At 71.9% G+C, this 19,219-nt stretch carries 16 protein-coding genes; 13 read left to right on the top strand and 3 right to left on the bottom strand.

Features of this window, described 5'->3' with window-relative positions:
* Positions 1 to 36: 36 nt before the first annotated feature.
* Entirely contained in the window at positions 37 to 468 is a 432-nt protein-coding gene (locus JAV76_RS08950) for a VOC family protein (RefSeq protein ID WP_198733692.1), read from the bottom strand.
* A gap of 54 nt (positions 469 to 522) precedes the next feature.
* Between JAV76_RS08950 and JAV76_RS08945 the strand changes: the two genes are divergently transcribed.
* Positions 523 to 906 (top strand): MmcQ/YjbR family DNA-binding protein, encoded by a 384-nt coding sequence (locus tag JAV76_RS08945; protein ID WP_198733691.1) that lies wholly within the window; start codon positions 523 to 525, stop codon positions 904 to 906.
* A gap of 3 nt (positions 907 to 909) precedes the next feature.
* On the opposite strand, the gene JAV76_RS08940 is transcribed toward JAV76_RS08945, so the two are convergent.
* Complete coding sequence (locus JAV76_RS08940; RefSeq protein WP_198733690.1) at positions 910 to 2,475, bottom strand: molybdopterin-dependent oxidoreductase; 1,566 nt, start codon at positions 2,473 to 2,475, stop codon at positions 910 to 912.
* A gap of 202 nt (positions 2,476 to 2,677) precedes the next feature.
* Here JAV76_RS08940 and JAV76_RS08935 point away from each other — a divergent pair, with 202 nt between their 5' ends.
* A complete protein-coding gene (locus JAV76_RS08935; protein ID WP_198733689.1) occupies positions 2,678 to 8,254 on the top strand; it encodes a GH92 family glycosyl hydrolase in 5,577 nt (1,858 codons plus the stop codon).
* A gap of 70 nt (positions 8,255 to 8,324) precedes the next feature.
* Here JAV76_RS08935 and JAV76_RS08930 read toward each other — a convergent pair whose 3' ends face one another.
* On the bottom strand, positions 8,325 to 9,605 hold the full coding sequence (locus JAV76_RS08930) for a glycoside hydrolase family 16 protein (protein ID WP_198733688.1): 1,281 nt from the start codon (positions 9,603 to 9,605) through the stop codon (positions 8,325 to 8,327).
* A 607-nt stretch (positions 9,606 to 10,212) separates the two neighbouring features.
* On the opposite strand from JAV76_RS08930, the gene JAV76_RS08925 reads away from it, so the two are divergent.
* The 11 genes from JAV76_RS08925 to JAV76_RS08875 all read left to right on the top strand — a co-directional run bounded on the left by JAV76_RS08925 (position 10,213) and on the right by JAV76_RS08875 (position 19,052).
* Complete coding sequence (locus JAV76_RS08925; RefSeq protein ID WP_198733687.1) at positions 10,213 to 10,911, top strand: hypothetical protein; 699 nt, start codon at positions 10,213 to 10,215, stop codon at positions 10,909 to 10,911.
* Complete coding sequence (locus tag JAV76_RS08920; protein WP_198733686.1) at positions 10,908 to 12,278, top strand: peptidoglycan-binding protein; 1,371 nt, start codon at positions 10,908 to 10,910, stop codon at positions 12,276 to 12,278. Before JAV76_RS08925 ends, JAV76_RS08920 begins: the two co-directional genes overlap by 4 nt.
* Positions 12,275 to 12,955, top strand: coding sequence for an ABC transporter ATP-binding protein (locus tag JAV76_RS08915; protein WP_307844107.1), 681 nt, complete (start codon positions 12,275 to 12,277; stop codon positions 12,953 to 12,955). The genes JAV76_RS08920 and JAV76_RS08915 overlap by 4 nt, the downstream gene beginning before the upstream one ends.
* Entirely contained in the window at positions 12,952 to 14,202 is a 1,251-nt protein-coding gene (locus JAV76_RS08910) for an ABC transporter permease (RefSeq protein ID WP_198733685.1), read from the top strand. Before JAV76_RS08915 ends, JAV76_RS08910 begins: the two co-directional genes overlap by 4 nt.
* A 220-nt stretch (positions 14,203 to 14,422) precedes the next feature.
* On the top strand, positions 14,423 to 15,649 hold the full coding sequence (locus tag JAV76_RS08905; RefSeq protein WP_198733684.1) for a TadA family conjugal transfer-associated ATPase: 1,227 nt from the start codon (positions 14,423 to 14,425) through the stop codon (positions 15,647 to 15,649).
* A gap of 10 nt (positions 15,650 to 15,659) precedes the next feature.
* A complete protein-coding gene (locus JAV76_RS08900) occupies positions 15,660 to 16,517 on the top strand; it encodes a type II secretion system F family protein (RefSeq protein ID WP_198733683.1) in 858 nt (285 codons plus the stop codon).
* A 20-nt stretch (positions 16,518 to 16,537) separates the two neighbouring features.
* Positions 16,538 to 17,434 (top strand): type II secretion system F family protein, encoded by an 897-nt coding sequence (locus JAV76_RS08895; protein WP_198733798.1) that lies wholly within the window; start codon positions 16,538 to 16,540, stop codon positions 17,432 to 17,434.
* A gap of 43 nt (positions 17,435 to 17,477) precedes the next feature.
* Positions 17,478 to 17,684 carry a hypothetical protein gene (locus JAV76_RS08890; protein WP_198733682.1) on the top strand — a complete coding sequence of 69 codons (207 nt, stop codon included), beginning with the start codon at positions 17,478 to 17,480 and terminating at the stop codon, positions 17,682 to 17,684.
* Complete coding sequence (locus JAV76_RS08885; protein WP_198733797.1) at positions 17,681 to 18,079, top strand: TadE/TadG family type IV pilus assembly protein; 399 nt, start codon at positions 17,681 to 17,683, stop codon at positions 18,077 to 18,079. The genes JAV76_RS08890 and JAV76_RS08885 overlap by 4 nt, the downstream gene beginning before the upstream one ends.
* The gene (locus tag JAV76_RS08880) at positions 18,076 to 18,567 is read left to right on the top strand and encodes a pilus assembly protein (RefSeq protein WP_307844105.1); all 492 of its coding nucleotides are present in this window, start codon (positions 18,076 to 18,078) and stop codon (positions 18,565 to 18,567) included. Before JAV76_RS08885 ends, JAV76_RS08880 begins: the two co-directional genes overlap by 4 nt.
* Positions 18,567 to 19,052, top strand: a complete 486-nt coding sequence (locus JAV76_RS08875; RefSeq protein WP_230402091.1) for a pilus assembly protein TadG-related protein — start codon at positions 18,567 to 18,569, stop codon at positions 19,050 to 19,052. Before JAV76_RS08880 ends, JAV76_RS08875 begins: the two co-directional genes overlap by 1 nt.
* Positions 19,053 to 19,219 lie beyond the last annotated feature (167 nt).

Raw genomic sequence — 19,219 nt, 5'->3', positions numbered from 1 at the left:
GAGAGGCGAACGCCGAGGGAACGACCCTCGTCACCGTCACGCCGTCACGCAGAACTCGTTCCCCTCGGGGTCCGCCATCGTCACCCAGGTGTGCGGGCCCTGCGCGCCGTCGTGCAGCCACGTCGCGCCACGCTCCTCGAGGCGCGCCCTGACCGCCTCGACGTCGTCGTCGACGCGGACGTCGAGGTGCACCCGGTTCTTCGAGGTCTTCGCCTCGGGGACCAGCTGGAAGAGGACGCGTGGGGTCCCGGCCGGGCCGTCGGCGTCGACGATCGCCGCCCCTTCCACCCAGACGAGACGCCCACGGTGGGTGGTCGTGTCCTCCGCGCGGGCATGGCCCTGCGCCACCATCGACCTGATGAAGTCCTCGTCGCTCTCCTCCACCTGCCAGCCGAGGGTCTCGGCCCACCAGTCGGCGAGGGTGTGCGGCGAGGTGCTGTCGACGGTGACCTGGAACGTGTGACCCATGGCACGACGCTAGTCCCGGCCACGCCCGTGGGGAAGGCCCGGTACGGTGACCGCATGACGACCGTCCTCGACGACCCGGCCGACTGGTGCCGCACGGCGTGCCTCGCGCTGCCGGGTGCGACGACCGACGTCCCGTTCGGGCCGGGCACCGACGTGTTCCGCGTCCACGGGAGGATCTTCGCGCTGCTCGGTCGGGCACCGACCGTCCCCGACCATCCGACGGTGACGCTCAAGGCCGAGCCCGACGAGATCCCCCTCCTGCTGGGGGCGCACCCGACGGTCGTGCCCGGCTACCACATGAACAAGAAGCACTGGGTGACGGTGGCGCTGCCGCCCGACCTCGACACCGGGCTGGTGGGCGATCTCGTCGAGGACTCCTACGACCTCGTCGTCCTCGGGCTGCCGGCCCGTCTGAGGCCGCTCACCCACCGACGCTGAACGTCAGGCGACGGTGACCGTCACCTCGTGCCAGCCCGTCGCGCCGTCGGGCGCCGGGGGCGCGTCGTCCGAGGTCTGCACGTCGCCGTCGCCGTCCGTCGCACGCACCCTCAGGGTGTGCTCGCCGGTGGTCGCCTCCCAGGGGTAGGTCCACTGGCGCCACGTGTCGACGCTCGCCTCGTCGGCGAGGACCGCAGGCTCCCACGGCCCGTCGTCCACCTGCACCTCGACCGCCGTGATGCCGCGCTGCTGCGCCCACGCGACCCCGCCGACCGGCACGGTGCCCGCGGAGACCTCGGCGTCACGCCGGGGCGTGTCGATGCGCGACGCGGTCTTCACGGGGCCGCGTTCGGACCAGCCGCGCGTGGACCAGTAGGCGACGTCCTCGGCGAACGTCGTGACCTTGAGCTCGGTGACCCACTTGGTGGCGGACACGTACCCGTAGACGCCGGGCACGACGAGCCGCACGGGGAAGCCGTGCCGGACGGGCAGGGGGGCGTCGTTCATGCCGACGGCGAGCAGCGCGTCCCGCTCGTCGGTGAGGATCTCCAGGGGGGTCGACGCGGTGAAGCCGTCGATGCTGCGGGACAGGACCATGTCCGCACCGGGGAGAGGGCGCGCCCGGGCGAGGACGTCGCGGACCGGGAGCCCCAACCACTTCGCGTTGCCGACGAGGTCGCCGCCCACGGTGTTCGACACGCAGATGAGGGTCACCCAGGCCTCGACGAGCTCGGAACCGAGGAGCTCGTCGAACGTGATCTCGACCTCCTCCTCGACCATGCCGTGCACGCGGAGCGTCCAGGTGGCCGGATCCACCTGCGGCACCACGAGTGCCGTGTCGATGCGGTAGAACTCGTCGTTCGGCGTCTGGAACGGGACGACTCCGGGTGCCGTCGACGCGACGTCGTCGGGCAGCGGGTCGGCGGGCCGTGCGGCGACGGGCAGGCGCACCGCCCGGCGGGCGGCGTCGACCACGCGCTGGCTCGCACCGACGATCTGGCCGCCGGCCGCTGCGACCGCCGCGATGGCCGCCGTCACGACAGCACCGCGGAGGAAGGTCCGGCGGTCGTGCTCCCCGGGCCGGCCGGCGGCGTCCTCGGTGCGGTCCCCCCGTGGCGCGAGCGCCGTGACGAGGACCCGCAGGGCGAGCATGCCGCACACCGCGCCGACGACCGTCGGGAGGGCGTCGGGCGCAGCGGTGCCCTCACGGGTGAGCACCGCCCCGAGAGCGACGGCCGCCAGGACGGCGACGCCCGCCGTCCCGGCCTGCAGCGAGCGCCGCGCGAGCACCCCCAGTCCGGCGAAGAGCGCGATCCCCACGACGGCCATGCCGACGAACAGCGCTACCTTGTCGGCCGTCCCGAACAGACCGATCGCCGCGTCCTTCAACCACGACGGGGTGGCGTCGACGAACGCGCCGCCGACCGCGACCACGGGGTCGGACGCAGCCGTGCGGAAGCCGGCCACGAGGTGCGCCACCGCCACGGTGAGCAGCCCCGCGAGCACGCCCGCGAGGGCCGCCGCGAGGGTCGGACGGCGCGACGAGGACGGTGCCGGGGGAGAGTCCATGCCCCCAGTATCGACCGGTTGCCTGGGAGCCACCTCGACGTCCGGTGACGAGGCCCGGGGGAGGCCGGGACACGTGCCCGACACGGCGGCGTCACCCGCGGTTGTCCCGGCGTTGGGCCCACGTCCACCTCGTCTCTCTAGCGTCAGGACGTCAGCGCCTTCTCCGCGCCAGGACACCCCACCCCTCGGAGGTCCACCAGTCATGCCCGCACGACGCCCCGCGTCACCCGTGCCCGGACGGACAGGGCGGCACCGCCGCCGCAGCACCGCCGCCCTCGCCGCCCTCGCCGTCGCCGTCTCCGGGCTGGTGGCGGCCCCCGCCGCCCACGCCGAGGACACCTCGACGATCTCACCCTTCGACGCCGTCGACCCGTACATCGGGACGGGCTACGACCGTGAGAACAACGCTCGCGGCAACGATCACTACGGCAACACCTTCCCGGGGGCGACCGTGCCCTTCGGCATGGTCCAGTCGAGCCCCACGACGTACAACAGCGTCCTCGACGAGCAGTTCGGCGGGTACGAGCACTCGGCCGACCAGCTGCGCGGCTTCGGGATGACGCGGCTGTCGGGCACCGGGTGCCGCCCCCGCTACTCGGGCAACGACTTCCCCGTCCTCCCCGTCACGCAGAGGCTCGTCGACGGCGCGCTGCCCTCGAACCCGAGCACGTCCGTCCGTGACTACTTCCTCGACTTCTCCCACGACGACGAGGTCGCGGAGCCCGGGTACTACTCCGTCGCGCTGGACTCCGGCGTCGACGTCGAGCTCACCTCCACCACCCGCACCGCAGTGAGCCGCTACTCGTTCGACGACGGGACGCCCGCGACCCTCGTGTTCGACGCCGCCGGCTCCAACAACGACGTCTCGGCGTCCCGCATCGACGTCGACCCCGCGACCGGCAGGGTCACCGGGACCGTGACGAGCAAGATCGTCTGCGCGTCCGGCCCCGAGTACACCGCCCACTTCTCCGCGACCTTCGACCAGCCCGTCGAGTCGTACGGCACGTGGGACGGCGACAGCGTCGACGCGGACGGCACGTCCGCGTCCGCCACCACCCAGAAGCACGGCTCCGGCGCCTGGGTGACCTTCGCCGACGGCGCCGACGTCACCGTCACCGCAGGCCTGAGCTACGTCTCCGTCGACGGCGCGCAGGCCAACGCCGAGGCCGAGACCACCGGTGCGACCTTCGACGACGTCCGGGCCACGGCGCGGGCGTCCTGGGAGCAGGCCCTCGGGACCGTCGCCGCCGACGGAGGCACCGAGCGGGACCGCGTCACCTTCTACACGGCGCTCTACCACGCGCTCGGCCACCCCAACGTCTTCCAGGACGCCGACGGCCGCTACACCGGGTACGACGGCGAGGTCCGCACCGTCCGTGACGGGCACGACTTCTACGTCAACCTCTCCGGGTGGGACACCTACCGCGGCCAGTCGCAGCTCGTCGCCCTCCTCTACCCCGACGTCGCGTCCGACATCAACCAGTCGATCCTCGACATGGTCGACCAGTCCGGCGGCTGGTCCAGCTGGCCCTCGCTCAACCGGATCCAGACGAAGATGAGCGGCGACTCGCTGCAGATCATCCTCGCCGCCGCGGACGCCTTCGGTGCCACCGACTACGACCGCGAGGGCGCCCTGCGCTCGATGGTCGAGACCCAGTCCCTCCCCGCGACGGGCTCCCTGCGCTCCGACGCCTTCCAGTACTCCGCCCTCGGGTTCGTCGACGGCGACAAGCGCGCCGCCGCCGTCACCCGCAACCTCGAGTACGCGGCCGACGACTTCGCGATCGCCCAGCTCGCCGGACGGCTCGGCGACACGGGCGCATACGACCTCTTCAGCCAGCGCTCGCAGAGCTGGCTCAACAGCTTCAACTTCACCACCAAGCACATCGACGCCCGCAACCGCAACGGCTTCATGAACGTCCCGCTGAACCGGCAGGGCGACCACTTCGAGCAGTCGACGGGCAAGCAGTACGGCTTCAACGTGTCCCACAACATGGCGGGGCTGATCGAGGCCCGTGGTGGTGTGGAGAAGGCCACGGCCGACCTCGACGCGCTCCTCGCGGACCTCGACGGGGGTGCGTTCAGCGAGACGGCGTACCTCGCGAACCAGCCGAGCTTCGGGCTGCCCTGGGTGTACAACTGGCTCCAGGCGCCGCACCGGACGACCGACACCCTCTACCGCGCGGCGGACGAGCTGTTCACCACGGCCCCGACCGGGCTCGCCGGGAACGACGACCTCGGGTCGATGAGCGCCTGGTACGTCTGGGCGAACCTCGGCATCATGCCCGGGATCTGGGGCACGGCGGACCTCCTCGTGTCGGCGCCCATGTTCGAGCACGTGACGATCTCGAGCGTCGGCTCCGACCGCGTGATCCAGATCGACGCCCCCGGTGCGGGCGACACGGCGCGGTACACCACCGGCCTCTCGGTCGACGGGACCCCGCAGACCGCGTCGTGGCTGCCCGGGTCCTTCGCCCAGGGCGGCGGGACGCTGTCCTTCACCATGGCGAGCACGCCGGGCACCTGGGGCACGGCGCCGGGCGACGTCCCGCCCTCGTACCAGGACGGCACGCACGCCCGCAACGGCCACGGAGTCACGGACGACGGCGCCGTGAACATGGGGTCGCTCGACGTCGGGGGCGTGACGCTGTCCCGTCAGGACCTCGAGGCCGCCGGCGTCACCGGTGGCGGCGAGGTGCCGCTCGGGAAGACCGGTGTCACCTTCATGTGGCCGGACACCGAGCCGGGCGAGGCCGACCACTGGATCCCGAACGGCCAGGTCGTGGACCTGGGCGACGAGGCCGCGTCGGGCATCTCCTTCCTGGGTCTCGCCACGAACGGCCCCTCGCGCGGGACGGCCGTGGTGAGCTACACGGACGGGTCCACGCAGGACGTCGACGTCCGCTTCAGCGACTGGGTGCCGGGGAGCCTCGAGCCCGGCAACGTCCGTCTCGTCGAGCTGACCAAGCGGAACACCGCGTCAGGTGGCTCGGACGCCGCGAAGCCCGTCGTGTTCGCGACGGCCGTCGTGCCGCTCGACCCCGACAAGCAGGTCACGTCCGTCCGCCTGCCCCGGGCGACGACCAAGGGGATCATGCACATCTTCGACGTCGCCCTGCGACCGGTCGTGGACGCCGAGCCCGGCGACCCCGACCAGCCCGCCCTCCCGACCCGGCCGGCACCGCAGGAGCCGACCGCTCCCGAGGTCCCGGCGAGCAACCCCGTGGACGGTGCGGTCCTCCTCGACGGGACCTCCACGTGGAGCTACCTCGACGACGGCACCGACCCGGCGGAGGGTCTCGCCGAGAGGACGGCGTGGACGCTCCCGGGCGTCGACGTCTCCGCGTGGAAGACGGGCACCGGCGGCTTCGGTGCCAAGAACGGGGTCCTCGGCGACCTCGGTGGTGGGTTCACTCCCACGACGCTCCTCCAGCAGAAGAAGGACGGCGGAACCTCCGGCGACAACATCGAGACGTACTTCTTCCGCACCACGTTCACCGTGGCCGAGGGCGACCTCGCGCAGATCTCCCAGCTGACGGGGTCCATCGCCTACGACGACGCGGCGCGCGTCTACGTCAACGGGATCCTCGTGGGCGGCTTCGCCGACGAGCGCATCGACGAGATCCCCTCGGGGAACCTCGGGTACGCGGGCGGCAACGGCTCCGCACCGATCACGGGCGGGTTCACCGTGCCTGCGGACGTGCTCGTCGCCGGGGAGAACGTCGTCGCCGTCCAGGTGCACAACACCAACGCGGGCAGCTCGGACGTCTACCTCGAGGTGCCGTCGCTGACGGTCGTGGCGGCGGCGAGCGCCGCGACGTACTCGGACGTCTCGCTCCACGTCGGTGCGGACGAGACGCAGCGGAACCTCGCGTTCTACACGGACCGCGAGATCACCGGGCAGGTTCAGGTGGCACCGGTGTCCGCACGGACCGGGGACGCGTTCCCCGTCGAGGCGGCCACCGTGGTCGACGCCACGTCGGAGCCCACCCAGGACGGGCGGTACTCGAACAAGGCCGTCATGGCGGGGCTCGCCGAGAACACGTCCTACCTGTACCGGGTGGGCAGCGACGCGTCGGGCTGGTCGCGGTCCTACGAGCTGTGGACGGGGACGTTCGACGAGACGCACAGCTTCGTCTTCACCGGCGACCCCCAGATCGGGGCGTCGGGGAACCAGCAGCGCGACCGTGAGTCGTGGGCGGCCGTCACCGAGCAGGTGGCGGCGCTGGAGCCGGACGCGTCGATGTGGCTCAACGCCGGCGACCAGGTGGAGCGGCACCGCGACGAGTTCGAGTACGAGTCGTTGTTCGCTCCCGCGATCATGCAGCAGCTGCCGTTCGTCTCGACCATCGGCAACCACGACAACCAGGGCCAGGCCTACATGACGCACTTCAACCGGCCCAACGTGTCGGAGGTCCACGGGTACGAGTCGACCCCGGACCGTGCGGGCGGCGACTACTGGTTCGAGTACAACGGGGTCCTGTACCTCAACATCAACTCCAACGCCCACGAGCTCGGCGACGAGGACCACATCGAGTTCATGCGCGAGGTCATCGAGGAGCACGGGGGCGACGCGTCGTGGGTCGTGGCGGTGTGGCACCACTCGATCTACTCGGCGGCCTTCCACTCCCTCGAGCAGGACGTCGTGGAGCGGCGTGCCGCGCTGGCGCCCGCGATGAGCGAGCTCGGGGTGGACCTGGTCCTGTCGGGTCACGACCACATCTACACGCGCAGCTACCTCATGGACGGCACCACGGCCGTCGGGGACAAGGCGGCGCAGGAGGAGTCGGGTGCCGTGCTCACCGCGGAGGAGGGGCAGGTGCTGTACGTCACCGGCAACTCGTCGAGCGGCAGCAAGTACTACGCCCTGGACGACCGGTCGCCCGACGCGGCGATCAAGATCCAGGCGAGGCAGCCGCAGTACACGGACGTGGACGTCTCGCCGACGGCCATCACGCTGACCACCACGCAGGTGTTCGACGGGACGGTCATCGACCAGGTGACGCTCACGCGGGCCGGCGGCGGTGACGGTGGTGCGGACACGACGGCCCCTGAGATCGGGGTGCCGGACGAGGACGAGGTCCCGCAGGGGCAGCCGTTCGACCCGCTCGCGGGCGTCACGGCCACGGACGACGTGGACGGTGACCTCACCGCCTCGGTGACCGTCGAGGGCACCGTCGACACGACGACGCCCGGGGACACGGTCCTCACCTATGCGGTGTCCGACGCCGCGGGCAACCGCACGACGGTGGAACGGACCGTGACGGTGGTCGCGGTCGCCCCGACCTTCGGTGGTGTGCAGCCGTCGCGGAACGTGGTGGTGGGCACGGTCGTCGACCCGCTCGTGGGTGTCACGGCGCTGGACGCGAACGGTGTGGACCTCACCGACCGCATCACCGTGAGCCTCGACGGTGCGAACCTCGCCGACGGCGCGGTGGACACCGGGACGCCGGGTGTCCGGACCCTCACGTACGAGGTGACGGACGACCACGGGACCGTCGGGACCGCGGAGACCGTCCTCACCGTGCGGGCCGAGGACGACCCCGAGCCCGTGCCGAGCGAGTCGCAGGACCCGGGTGACGGCTCCGGCCAGGGCACCGGCGGCGGTGCCGGCGGTACGGCTGGTCCGGACGGTGCGGGGGCAGCGGACGGTGCTCCTGGCAGGGGCGGCTTCCTCGCGGTGACCGGTGCCACGATCTGGGGCACGGTCCTGCTGAGCCTCCTGCTCGTCGGTGCGGGCACGGTGCTCGTGATCCGCAGGAGGTCGACCGACGGCTGACTTCTTCACGACGACGGGCCGGGCAGGAGCGATCGCTCCTGCCCGGCCCGTCGTCGTGCGGGGTGTTGCGTCAGGTGGTCCAGCGCTGGGCGCCGGTGCCGTTGCAGTCCCAGATCTGGACGCGCTGCCCGTCGTATGCGGGCAGGCCGCCGGACGCGTCGAGGCAGCGCCCGGACTGCGGGTTGCGGAGCGTCCCGGTGGAGGCGTTGTGCGTCCAGCGCTGCGCGCCGCTGCCGTTGCAGCTCCACAGCTGGACGGACGTGCCGCTGGCGGTGGCGCCACCGGCGACGTCGAGGCACTTGCCGAGGGCGCGCACCGTGCCGTCGTCGCCTCGCGTCCACGACTGTGCGGCGTTGCCGTTGCAGGTGGCGACCTGGACGGCGGTGCCGTCCTGGGTCTGCGCCCAGGGCACGTCGAGGCAGAAGCTGCCGCCGTCCACGCGGAGCGTGCTCGTCCCGGTGGAGCCGCCCGACCCCGGGGGAGTCCCGGGGATCACGTTCGCCCCGTTGTCGAGGACACGGACCCAGTCGACCTTCATCTCCTGCGGGAAGGTGGTGGTCCCGTCGGGGTAGCCGGGCCACTGGCCGCCCACCGCGAGGTTGAGGATGAGGAAGTACGGCTTGTCGAAGACCCACTGGTTGACACCGACGCTGGCGCGCGTGATCCGGTGGTACTGGCGGCCGTCCACGTACCAGGTGATCTCGCCCGGCTTCCAGTCGACGGCGAAGGTGTGGAAGTCGTCGGCGTACGACCATCCCTGCGGGTGCATGGCGCTGCCGCCGATGCCGGCACCGCCCGAGTACCCGGGCCCGTGGACGGTGCCGTGGACGATGTGTGGTTCCTTGCCGACGTTCTCCATGATGTCGATCTCGCCGGAGTTCGGCCACGAGTTGCCGGGGAAGTCGCCGCCGAGCATCCAGAACGCGGGCCAGATGCCCTGCCCGCGGGGGATCTGGATGCGGGCCTCGACGCGCCCGTACTGGACCTCGACCTTGTCGTTGGTGTGCAGGCGGGCCGACGTGTACCCGTTGCCCTCCTGGCGGGCGGTGAGGACGAGGTTGCCCTGCCCGTCGAGCGCGGAGTTGTTGCGGGACGTCGTGTAGTTCTGGAGCTCGGCGTTGCCCCAGCCGTGGGCCCCGACGTCGTAGTTCCACACGGACGCGTCGGGCGCGGTGCCGGCAGGACCGTTGAAGTCCTGGGACCACACGACGTCGCCGATGGCCGCGGGCATCGGGGCGGCCTGCACGTCTCCCTGGGCTGCGGCGGCCGTCGTGGCTCCGGCGGCGAGGACGAGGGTCGCCAGGGCGGCGGCGAGAGGGCGGGTGCCGGGTCGGTGGACGGATCTGGACATCAATCGCATATCAGTCTCCTTTGACGTAGACCGCCGACGGTAGCGGAGGGTGCTGACGTCGACAAGGGCGGCCGTCGGGGAGCGCGCGAGCGACCGTGGCGGCTCGAGGGGGCCGCCCGGATGATCCCGAGCGGGCCGGAGGTCTATTTCACCGACTTCGGGTATGTCATTGACGCATGGTCGGCGGAAGTTCCTGGAGGTGGTCCTGGTCTGTGGGGTTTGACCTGCGTGTATGATCGCCAAGCGCATTCTTCAGAGGGTTTCCCAGCCCTTTCTGTGAAGACATCGTGTGCACGCAATGGGGTGTGCGAATCCACCCCGGTAGTTCAGGTCACGGCTCGCTCACAAGGAATTGATGATGACGCGTCTCCAGTTCTTCTCATCGCCTCGACGACGGGTCACATCGACATTGACGGTCGCTGTGATCCTCTGCGCCGCCGGGTGCGCCGATGCGGTGCCGGACGGCGACCAGGTGTCCTCGGAGGAGCTCGCTGGGGCTGAGGCTCGTGGCGTCGTGCTCGACGCAGAGCTCGACGCGTCCAGCGGGGCTGTGGTCTATCCCGCCGAGCGCTTCTTCCCCACCGCCGAGGAGGAGAGCGTCATCACCGTGGCCGGGACGGTGCGACTCGCGGAGTGCGCAGCGAAGGAAGGGGTTGAGTTCACTGTCGTTGGCTCGCGGTTCGACCCCGTATACACCTCGGAGACCGAGTTCGGCCCCTGGACGGGCGCCCAGGCGGAGACTTTCGGCTTCGTCGGTCCCATGACGGACAGGGACATGCAGGCGAACGGTGTCGTCCGCGAAGATGCCGAGACATCGGCCGCGCCCCCTCGTGAGCCAGTCAACGAACACCTCACTGACGAGGACTGGGCCGTGATCGACGAGTGCGCCGAGTCGGCTGAGGTCAAGGCCGTCGACGCGCTCTACGGGTCCGGGGGGCCGTGGGAGGAACAGCTCGCGGCGGTCGAGACGACCTTCCTTGAGCATCCTGACGTCCAGTCAGCGGTCGACGAGCTCGGCACGTGCTTCGAGTCCGAAGGACTCACCCCGGACCCCGAGCTCATCGGCTTTCCCGAAGGCGCGGACACGGCCCTCATCTCGGAGGAGCAGGTCCGTATGGCACTGACGACGGTCGCGTGCAAGGACAAGACAGGCTTCACGGAGAAGGTCGCGCAGGTCAAGGCTGACCTGCAGGCCCCCGTGATCGTCACGTACCTCGACGAGCTCCTCGCGCAGCGGAAGGCGATCGACGACGGCCTCGCCGAGGCGCGGTCCCTCGCCGCCGAGGTCGGGCGCGACGACTCGTGACCCGCAGGTCCTCGACCACGGTCGAGGAGGGAGGAGAGGAGCTCGTCGGGCAGGCGGATGAAAAGACCCGCACCCGCTGGCTGTGGTGGTGGGCGCTCGCCTGCGTCGCGGCCGTCGTCGTCGCGTTCCTCGTCGGCACCCAGGTGCGCTCGCCCTGGGAGGCGGCGATCGCCAACTCGCGCGCTGTCGAGCAGGTGACGGCACCGGTCGCCCAGAGGACGCTTGCCGTCGACGGCGGCGAGGTCCAGGGGACCGTCGCCCTGGGCAGCTCCGTCGAGGTGGTGCCCCGAGGTGACGGGCCGTGGGTGGTCACTGCCACACCGCGGGCTCCCGGCGAAGCCGTGACAGGCGGGCAGGTGCTCGTCGAGATCTCCGGACGGCCCGTCCTCGGCCTCGACCTCCCGTTCGCCCTCTACCGAGACCTCGCCCCGGGAGACCAGGGGACCGACGTGAAAGCGCTCCAGACGGCGCTCGCCGCAGCGGGCCACTACTCGGGAACGGCCGACGGGGAGTACGGACCCGCGACGGCCGCCGCGGTCACCCGCCTCTACCAGCAGGCCGGTGCGACGCCCCCCGCCCCGTCCGACGACACGGTCGAGGCCGTCACCGAGGCGGAGGACGCCCTCACCGAAGCGCAGGACACCCTGGCCGGAATCGGGGCACCTGAAGGTGAGCCGGGCCAGGCGGGGAGTGGGGACGCTGCCACCGCGCCCGACGGGTCGGCCGCGACGCGCGGACGAGCGCAGGCCGACGTCGACGCCGCAGCCGCGGAGCTGCAGGCCGCCCGCACCGCAGCGCTCCAACCTCTACCCATGGCAGAGATCGTGCGTCTGCCGGGCGGGACCGCCCAGCTGGTCTCCGTGTCCCCGGTCGGGACCGAGGTCGCCGCCGACGGCGGACCGGTCCTGACCCTCCGCTCCGGCGCCCCGACCGTCACCGCCCGCGTGAGCATGTCCAACGCACCGGCCTTCGTCGCGGGAGCGTCCGTCACCGTCACCTCCGTGACCGACACGACGTCCACCACGACCGGGACCGTGACCGCCGTGGGGGAGTTCGTCGGCAGCGCCACCGACTCCGGCGCGCCACCCGGCTACGACGTGACGATCGCCCTCGCCGATCCCGCCGGGCTCGCCGAAGGAGCCGCCGTCACGGTCACCCCGGAGGACGCCCTCCCGGGGATCACCGGCACGTCCGTCCCCGTCCTCGCGCTGCGCGAGGACGCCACAGGTACCTACGTCCGGACGGTCGCCGAGGACGGACGCCTCGAACGGGTGGACGTCGAGCTCCTCGGGACGGCGGACGGCTACGCCGTCGTCCATGGCGAGCTCTCCGACGGCGACGACGTCGTCGTCACGGAGGGAGAGTGAACGAGAGCTTCATCGAGGTGCGGGACCTTCGCAAGACCTACGGCTCGACACCCCCCGTGACCGCACTCCGTGGCATCGACATGAGCGTCGCCCGCGGGGAACGGGTCGTCATCGTCGGCCGTTCCGGGGCCGGCAAGTCGACGCTCCTGAACATCCTCGGACTCCTCGACGCGCCCTCCACGGGGCAGTACCTCCTCCACGGCGTGGACACCGCCACGATGAGCATGCGCGAGCGGAACGCGCTGCGGTCGCGATCCCTCGGCTTCGTCTTCCAGGAGCACCACGTCCTCGGCCACCGCACCGTCGCCGAGAACGTCCAGATCAAGCTCGCGATCGCCGGGGCCCCGCGTGCTGCCCGCCCCCGTCAGATCTCGCGCGCACTCGACCAGGTGGGGTTGACGCACCGTCGCGGCTCCCTCGCCCGGCTCCTGTCAGGTGGGGAGAAGCAGCGCCTCGCCGTCGCACGCGCCATCGTCGACGAACCCCGCGTGCTCCTCGCGGACGAACCCACGGGAAACCTCGACGAGGACAACGCGGACAACGTCCTCGCGCTCTTCGACGAGCAGGCCGCATCCGGCGTCGCCGTCGTCGTCATCACGCACGACGCGCGCGTCTCCGCCTGGTCGGACCGCACCCTGCGGCTCGTCGACGGGCGCATCCAGGACGACGCAGGATGAGCGCCCGGACCGCGGCACTGATCCTCTCGGTCCGTGACGTCGTCGAGGACGTCGTGGTGGAGATCCACGCACGTCGCGCACGGACCGTCCTCCTGCTCGCCGCCGTCGCCCTGAGCACCGGCGCACTCATCTCCTCCCTCGGAATCTCGGCCGTCGCCGCGAGGCAGGTCGACGCAGGGCTCGCCGCCTCCACCATCGACCTCGTGACCGTGCAGTCCGCAGCGCGCACCGCGACACCAGCGGACGACACCGGCAGCACCGATGCCGAGGAACCCGCAGCGCGTCTCCTGCCCGACGACGCCCAGGAACGGGCCACGGCCCTCGACCTCGTCGCCGCCGCAGGGACACGACTGGACCTCACGGAGCTGAGGACCATGCCCGTCTCCCGCCACCAGCCAGGAACGCCAGGGGGTGAGACTGTCACCGGAGTGACCGTCTCCGGCATCTCCTCCGGATACCTGGACACGATCCGGACGGACTCGACCCCGCCCGCATCGTTCCTCCTGGACGAGCCGGAACGGATCGTGCTCCTGGGAGAGACAGCGGCGAAGACGCTCGGCATCCCTGTCTCGGCTACGCCGCTCGGTCTCACCCTGTGGCTCGACGGCTACCGCTACACCGTCGTCGGCTTCATCTCCTCCAGCACGGTCGACCTCTCGTCCACCATCGCGATCCCGTACCCGACCGCCGTCGCACTGGCCGGGAGCGACCGGACCGCACGCGTCCTCGTGCGGACCGCGCCGGGTGCCGGCGCCCCCGTGGTCGACGCCATCCGCACAGCCCTCAGGCCCGACGCCCCCGAACGACTCACCTCCTCACAGGTCTCAGGCGTCGCCGACCTGCGCGCAGGCGTGTCCACCCAGCTCGACAGGTACGCCGCCGGCATCGGCGCGTTCCTGCTCCTCATCACCACGCTGCTCATCGCCAACTCGATGATCGTCTCCGTCACCTCCAGGACCGCGGAGATCGGCGTCCGTCGAGCGATGGGCGCCGGCGCCGGCAACGTCGCCGCACTCGTCCTCACCGAAGGTGGCCTCGTCGGACTCCTCGGAGGACTCGCCGGGAGTGCCCTCGCCGCCGTGGCGATCGTCGTCGTCGGCCTCGTGAACGACTGGACCGTCCTCATCTCCGCGTCCAGCCTCGTCGCGGGGCCCGCACTCGGAGCGCTCGCCGGTGTGGTGTCCTCGCTCTACCCGGCCGTCCGCGCGGCACGGATCCAACCGGCGCTCGCGGTGCGGTCCGACTGAGCAGAAGGGGACCTCTCCCCATCGCTCGCGCTCGTGGTCTCTCCTACCCTCTGCCAGGGGCCGAGCGCCTCCCGGCCTGCCGTGCACCACAGGTTGTCCACAGGGCCCAGCGGGAGACGTCGGCCGTCACCTAGGGTCGGTCCGGCCCGCAGGGGCGGCTCCTCGAGCCTCCCGTGACAGGGCGGCCCGGTGAGCACCGACAGCAGCGAAGGAGGCGTGGATGGACGGCGTGGCGATCCTCGAGTCGGAGGTCCGCGAGCTCGTGCGCCGTCGTGGCCTCGACCCCGCCCGCGACCACGCCGGGGTGCACGCCCTCGTCGCGGAGGTCGTCGCCGACTACGACGCCCGCTCCATGGCGGGGGCCGTGCCCGCGCTCGCCGACCCGCGCCTCGCCGCGAAGAGCGTCCTCGACGCCGTCGCCGGGCTCGGGCCCCTCCAGCAGTACCTCGACGACCCGACGGTCGAGGAGATCTGGATCAACGGGCCCGCCCAGGTGTTCGTCGCCCGGCACGGCGTCCCGGAGCTCACCACGACCATCCTCACCGAGACCCAGGTCCATCACCTCGTCGAGCAGATGCTCACCACGTCCGGCCGTCGCCTCGACCTGTCGAGCCCGTTCGTCGACGCCGCGCTCCCGGGTGGGGAGCGCCTCCACGTGGTGATCCCGGACGTCACCCGGCGCCACATGGCCGTGAACATCCGCAAGTTCGTCATGCGGGCCTCCAGCCTCGGTGACCTCGTCGCCGCCGGGACCATCACCTCCCAGGCCGCTGGGCTGCTCGACGCGTGCGTCCGCGCAGGTCTGAACATCCTCGTCTCCGGTGCCACCCAGGCCGGCAAGACCACGACCCTCAACGCGCTGTCCGGATCGATCCCGCCGCAGCAGCGCATCATCACCGCCGAGGAGGTCTTCGAGCTCAACCTCGCCAACCGGGACGTCGTCGCCCTCCAGTGCCGCGAGGCCAGCCTCGAGGGCACCGGCGAGATCCCGCTGCGGCGCCTCGTCAAGGAAGCCCTCCGGATGCGCCCCGACCGCATCGTCGTCGGCGAGGTCCGGGCCGCGGAGAGCCTCGATCTCCTCATCGCCCTGAACTCCGGCGTCCCCGGCATGGCGAGCATCCACGCGAACTCTGCGCGCGACGCCGTCTCCAAGATCTGCACGCTCCCGCTCCTCGCGGGCGAGAACGTGAGCAGCAGGTTCGTCACGCCCACCGTCGCGTCGGCCATCGACATCGTCGTGCACCTCGCCATGGACGCCAAGGGCGTCCGCCGGGTGCGGGAGATCGTCGCCGTCACCGGACGCGTCGAGGAAGGCGTCGTCGAGACCGCCGGGCTCTACGCGTGGGGTGAGCACGGGCTCACCCGAGGCGAAGGATTCCCGCCGCACCCCGAACGCTTCGAGCGCGCCGGGATCGACCTGCCCGCCATGCTCCGGCCGTCACGGTGAGGGGGCAGACATGGGTGTGATCGCCGGGCTCCTCCTCGGCGCGGGCCTGCTGTCCGTGTGGTCGTCCTTCTGGGTCACCGCACCCCGCGAGCGCGCCACCGGACGGTGGGCGCTCGCCGTGCAGGACGTCCTCGTCCACGCCGGCGCGGGGTCCGTCACGCCGCGCGGGCTCGTCGGCGCCAGCTGCGCGCTCGGTGTCGTCGTCCTCCTCGTCGGGGTCGCGGTCCTGCGGTCCGTGCCCATCGCGGCGGCGTTCGCCGTCATGGCGACGGCCGCGCCGTGGGCCCTCGTGAGGTCGCGTGCCCGGCGACGCCGAGGGCAGCTGCGCGAGGTGTGGCCCGAGGTCGTCGACCACCTCGCGTCCGGTGTCCGCGCCGGGCTGTCCCTCCCGGAGGCCGTCGCGCAGATCGGTGAGCGCGGTCCCGTGGACCTGCGGCCTCCGTTCCGGGCGTTCGCCCGCGACTACCGGTCGACGGGCCGCTTCGAGGAGAGCCTCGTGACGCTCAAGGCGCGCCTGGCGGACCCGGTGGCCGACCGCGTCATCGAGGCGTTGCGCATCACCCGGGACGTGGGTGGCACCGACCTCGGCCGGCTCCTGCGCACGCTCTCCACCTTCCTGCGGGAGGACCTGCGGACCCGCGGGGAGCTCGAGGCCCGCCAGAGCTGGACCGTGTCCGGGGCGCGACTCGCCGCCGCAGGCCCGTGGCTCGTCCTCGCGCTCCTCGCCACCCGCACCGAGGCGTCCGACGCCTACAACACGCCCCTCGGCGCGGCCGTCATCGCCGGGGGAGCCGCGTGCTCCCTCGTCGCGTACCAGCTCATGCTTCGCATCGGCCGGTTGCCGCAGGACGTCCGGGTGCTCCGGTGACGGGCGCGCTCATCGGGGCGATGCTCGGCGTCGGCATCCTCGTCGTCGTCCGGGCGCTGCGTGCGCGGCCTGTCCGGCTCGACGAGCGTCTCGCCCCGTACCTCACGGTGCCCGACGCGAGCTCCGGCCTCCTCGCCGAGGCGCCCGTCTCGTCGCCGTTCGGTGCGCTCGAACGCATCGTCGCCCCGTGGCTCGCCGACGCGTCGCGGCTCGTGGAGCGCATCGGGTCGCCCGCGGCGGAGCTGCGCCGGAAGCTCGCCCGCGCCGGACGCACCGAGACACCCGAGCAGTTCCGCATCACCCAGGTCGCCTGGGGGTCCGTGGGGCTGGCTCTCGGCCTCGCTCTCGCGATCCTCCTCGCTGCCACGCGCGGGACCCCGCTGCCCGTCCTCCTCCTGCTCGTCGTCATCTGCGCCGTCACCGGGGTGATCGCCTGCGACTACCGCCTCGGTGAGCAGGTGAAGCGCCGAGAGGAGCGCATGCTGCTCGAGTTCCCGACCGTCGCCGAGCTCCTCGCCCTGTCCGTCGGGGCGGGGGAGGGGCCCGTGGGTGCGCTCGAGCGGGTCGCGCGCTCGGCGCGCGGGGAGCTCACGGAGGAGCTCGCACGCACGCTCGCCGACGTCCGCTCGGGCACCCCGCTCACCCAGGCGCTCGAACGTCTCGCGGACCGCACGGGCATCGCGAGCCTGACCCGCTTCGCCGAGGGTGTCAGCGTCGCCGTGGAACGCGGCACCCCGCTGGCCGACGTGCTCCGCGCCCAGGCGCAGGACGTCCGCGACTCCGGGCGTCGCGCCCTCATGGAGCTCGGCGGGAAGAAGGAGGTCCTCATGCTCGTCCCCGTCGTGTTCCTCATCCTCCCTGTCACCGTGGCGTTCGCGGTCTTCCCCAGCCTCATCACCCTCCAGATCGGCCTGTGACCCAGCGCCGTGACCACCCACAGTCCCCACCGGAAGGACCACCATGACCACCCGCACGCGCACGACCCTCGCAGCACGCCTCCGCACCCGCACGGCGCAGATCGCCCTGACGGACGACCGCGGCGACGTCCCCGGCTGGGTCCTCGTGACCCTTATGACGGCGGGCCTGGTCGTCGCGATCTGGGCCGTCGCGGGCCCCGCCCTGACGAACATGTTCACCACCGCCCTGGCTGGCGTCACCGGACCCTGACCGGACCCGCGGAGGTTCGCGCGGACGACGCGGGCTCGGCCGTCGTCGGCTTCGTCCTCGTCGCCGTCCTCGTCACCGCGATGTTCCTGGGCGTCGTCCAGGTGGCCGTCGCCCTCCACGTCCGCTCCACGCTCGTCGACTGCGCCGCCGAGGGTGCGCGCCTCGCAGCGCGCTCGGACCGGAGCCTCGGCGACGGCGAGCAACGCGCACGCGACCTCATCACCCAGTCCTTGTCGAGTGGCTACGCCGGGCAGGTCAGTGCCCGCTACACCCAGGCTGCCGACGCCCGGCTCGTCGAGGTCACCGTGACCGCCCCCGTCCCGGTCATCGGGTTGTGGGGGCCGTCGAGCCTCCTCACCGTCGAAGGGCATGCCCTGGTGGAGGAGATCCTGTGAGCCGGCTGCGGCAGGCTGGTCGGGCGGTTCTCGTCGCGGTCCGCGCGCGCAGCCGGGCCACGGGGGACGACGGGAACGCGCTCGTGGAGTTCCTCGGCGCCGCGCTCATCCTCCTCATCCCCACTCTCTACCTCGTCCTCGTGCTCGGCAGGGTCCAGGCGGCGACGTTCGCGTCCGAGGGCGCCGCCCGCGAGGCAGGGCGGGTCCTGTCCGTCTCGTCGTCCCTGGCCGCCGGGATGCCGCGCGCGGAGGCGGCGGCGGGTGTCGCGCTCGGAGACCAGGGCTTCGTCCTCGCCCCGGGCGCGCTCACGGTGGGGTGTGGCTCTGCGGTGTGCCTGGCTCCGGGGTCGGACGTCACGACGAGCGTGCGCATCGACGTGACGTTCCCCGGCCTGGGCAGCAGCGCCGGGTCGTGGCTCCCCATGTCCATCCCGGTGACCGCGCACGCGGTGACCCCGGTGGACACCTACAAGGAGGCTGCCCCGTGATGACGTACCTGGCGGACCTGCGCCGCGCGCTGCGGGGGGAACGGAGGGAGGACGGCCAGATCCTCGTCCTGGCCCTCGGGTACACGGTGGTCCTGCTGCTCCTCGTGAGCGTCGTCGTGTCCGTGACGGGTATCCAGCTGGAGCGCAAACGCCTCGCGAACCTCGCCGACACGCTGGCCCTCGCCTCGGCCGACGCTGTGGACGAGACGGGCTTCTACGACGGCCGTCAGGCCGCCGCGGCTGACGGGGGACTGGTCCTCACCGACACCGACGTGGCGACCGCGGTCGGCGAGTACCTCTCCACGCACCCTGGCCTGCTCCAGGGCCTCGGGCCCGTGAGCGTCGTCGAGGCCCGCTCGCCCGACGGCCGCTCTTCACGCGTGGTGCTCACCGCCGTCGCGCGACCCACCCTCATCAGCCCCGTCACGAACCTCTTCTCCGGTGGCGTGACCATCCGCGCCGAGGCGAGCGCACGGGCCGAGTGAGCCCGGCAGCTGCGGGTCAAGGAGAGCGCTACCGGCTGCCGTGATCAAGCTCGCTCGACACCCTGTCAGAAACGTACTTAAAGCGGTACCGCTTTGGCTGCTGGTTGGACGGAGGTGAATTCACCGAATATCGCCGTGACCTGTGGGGGATTGCCGCTGAAGACCTA

It is taken from the genome of Sanguibacter suaedae (assembly GCF_016342785.1).
Taxonomy (GTDB): domain Bacteria; phylum Actinomycetota; class Actinomycetes; order Actinomycetales; family Cellulomonadaceae; genus Sanguibacter; species Sanguibacter suaedae.
This window is presented reverse-complemented; position numbering and strand designations above follow the sequence as displayed.

Bases quoted from the DNA above. Each gene is read 5' to 3' on its own strand.
- JAV76_RS08950 (WP_198733692.1), bottom strand. From the start codon at position 468: ATGGGTCACACGTTCCAGGTCACCGTCGACAGCACCTCGCCGCACACC.
- JAV76_RS08945 (WP_198733691.1), top strand. From the start codon at position 523: ATGACGACCGTCCTCGACGACCCGGCCGACTGGTGCCGCACGGCGTGC.
- JAV76_RS08940 (WP_198733690.1), bottom strand. From the start codon at position 2,475: ATGGACTCTCCCCCGGCACCGTCCTCGTCGCGCCGTCCGACCCTCGCG.
- JAV76_RS08935 (WP_198733689.1), top strand. From the start codon at position 2,678: ATGCCCGCACGACGCCCCGCGTCACCCGTGCCCGGACGGACAGGGCGG.
- JAV76_RS08930 (WP_198733688.1), bottom strand. From the start codon at position 9,605: ATGTCCAGATCCGTCCACCGACCCGGCACCCGCCCTCTCGCCGCCGCC.
- JAV76_RS08910 (WP_198733685.1), top strand. From the start codon at position 12,952: ATGAGCGCCCGGACCGCGGCACTGATCCTCTCGGTCCGTGACGTCGTC.
- JAV76_RS08905 (WP_198733684.1), top strand. From the start codon at position 14,423: ATGGACGGCGTGGCGATCCTCGAGTCGGAGGTCCGCGAGCTCGTGCGC.
- JAV76_RS08900 (WP_198733683.1), top strand. From the start codon at position 15,660: ATGGGTGTGATCGCCGGGCTCCTCCTCGGCGCGGGCCTGCTGTCCGTG.
- JAV76_RS08895 (WP_198733798.1), top strand. From the start codon at position 16,538: ATGCTCGGCGTCGGCATCCTCGTCGTCGTCCGGGCGCTGCGTGCGCGG.
- JAV76_RS08890 (WP_198733682.1), top strand. From the start codon at position 17,478: ATGACCACCCGCACGCGCACGACCCTCGCAGCACGCCTCCGCACCCGC.
- JAV76_RS08875 (WP_230402091.1), top strand. From the start codon at position 18,567: ATGACGTACCTGGCGGACCTGCGCCGCGCGCTGCGGGGGGAACGGAGG.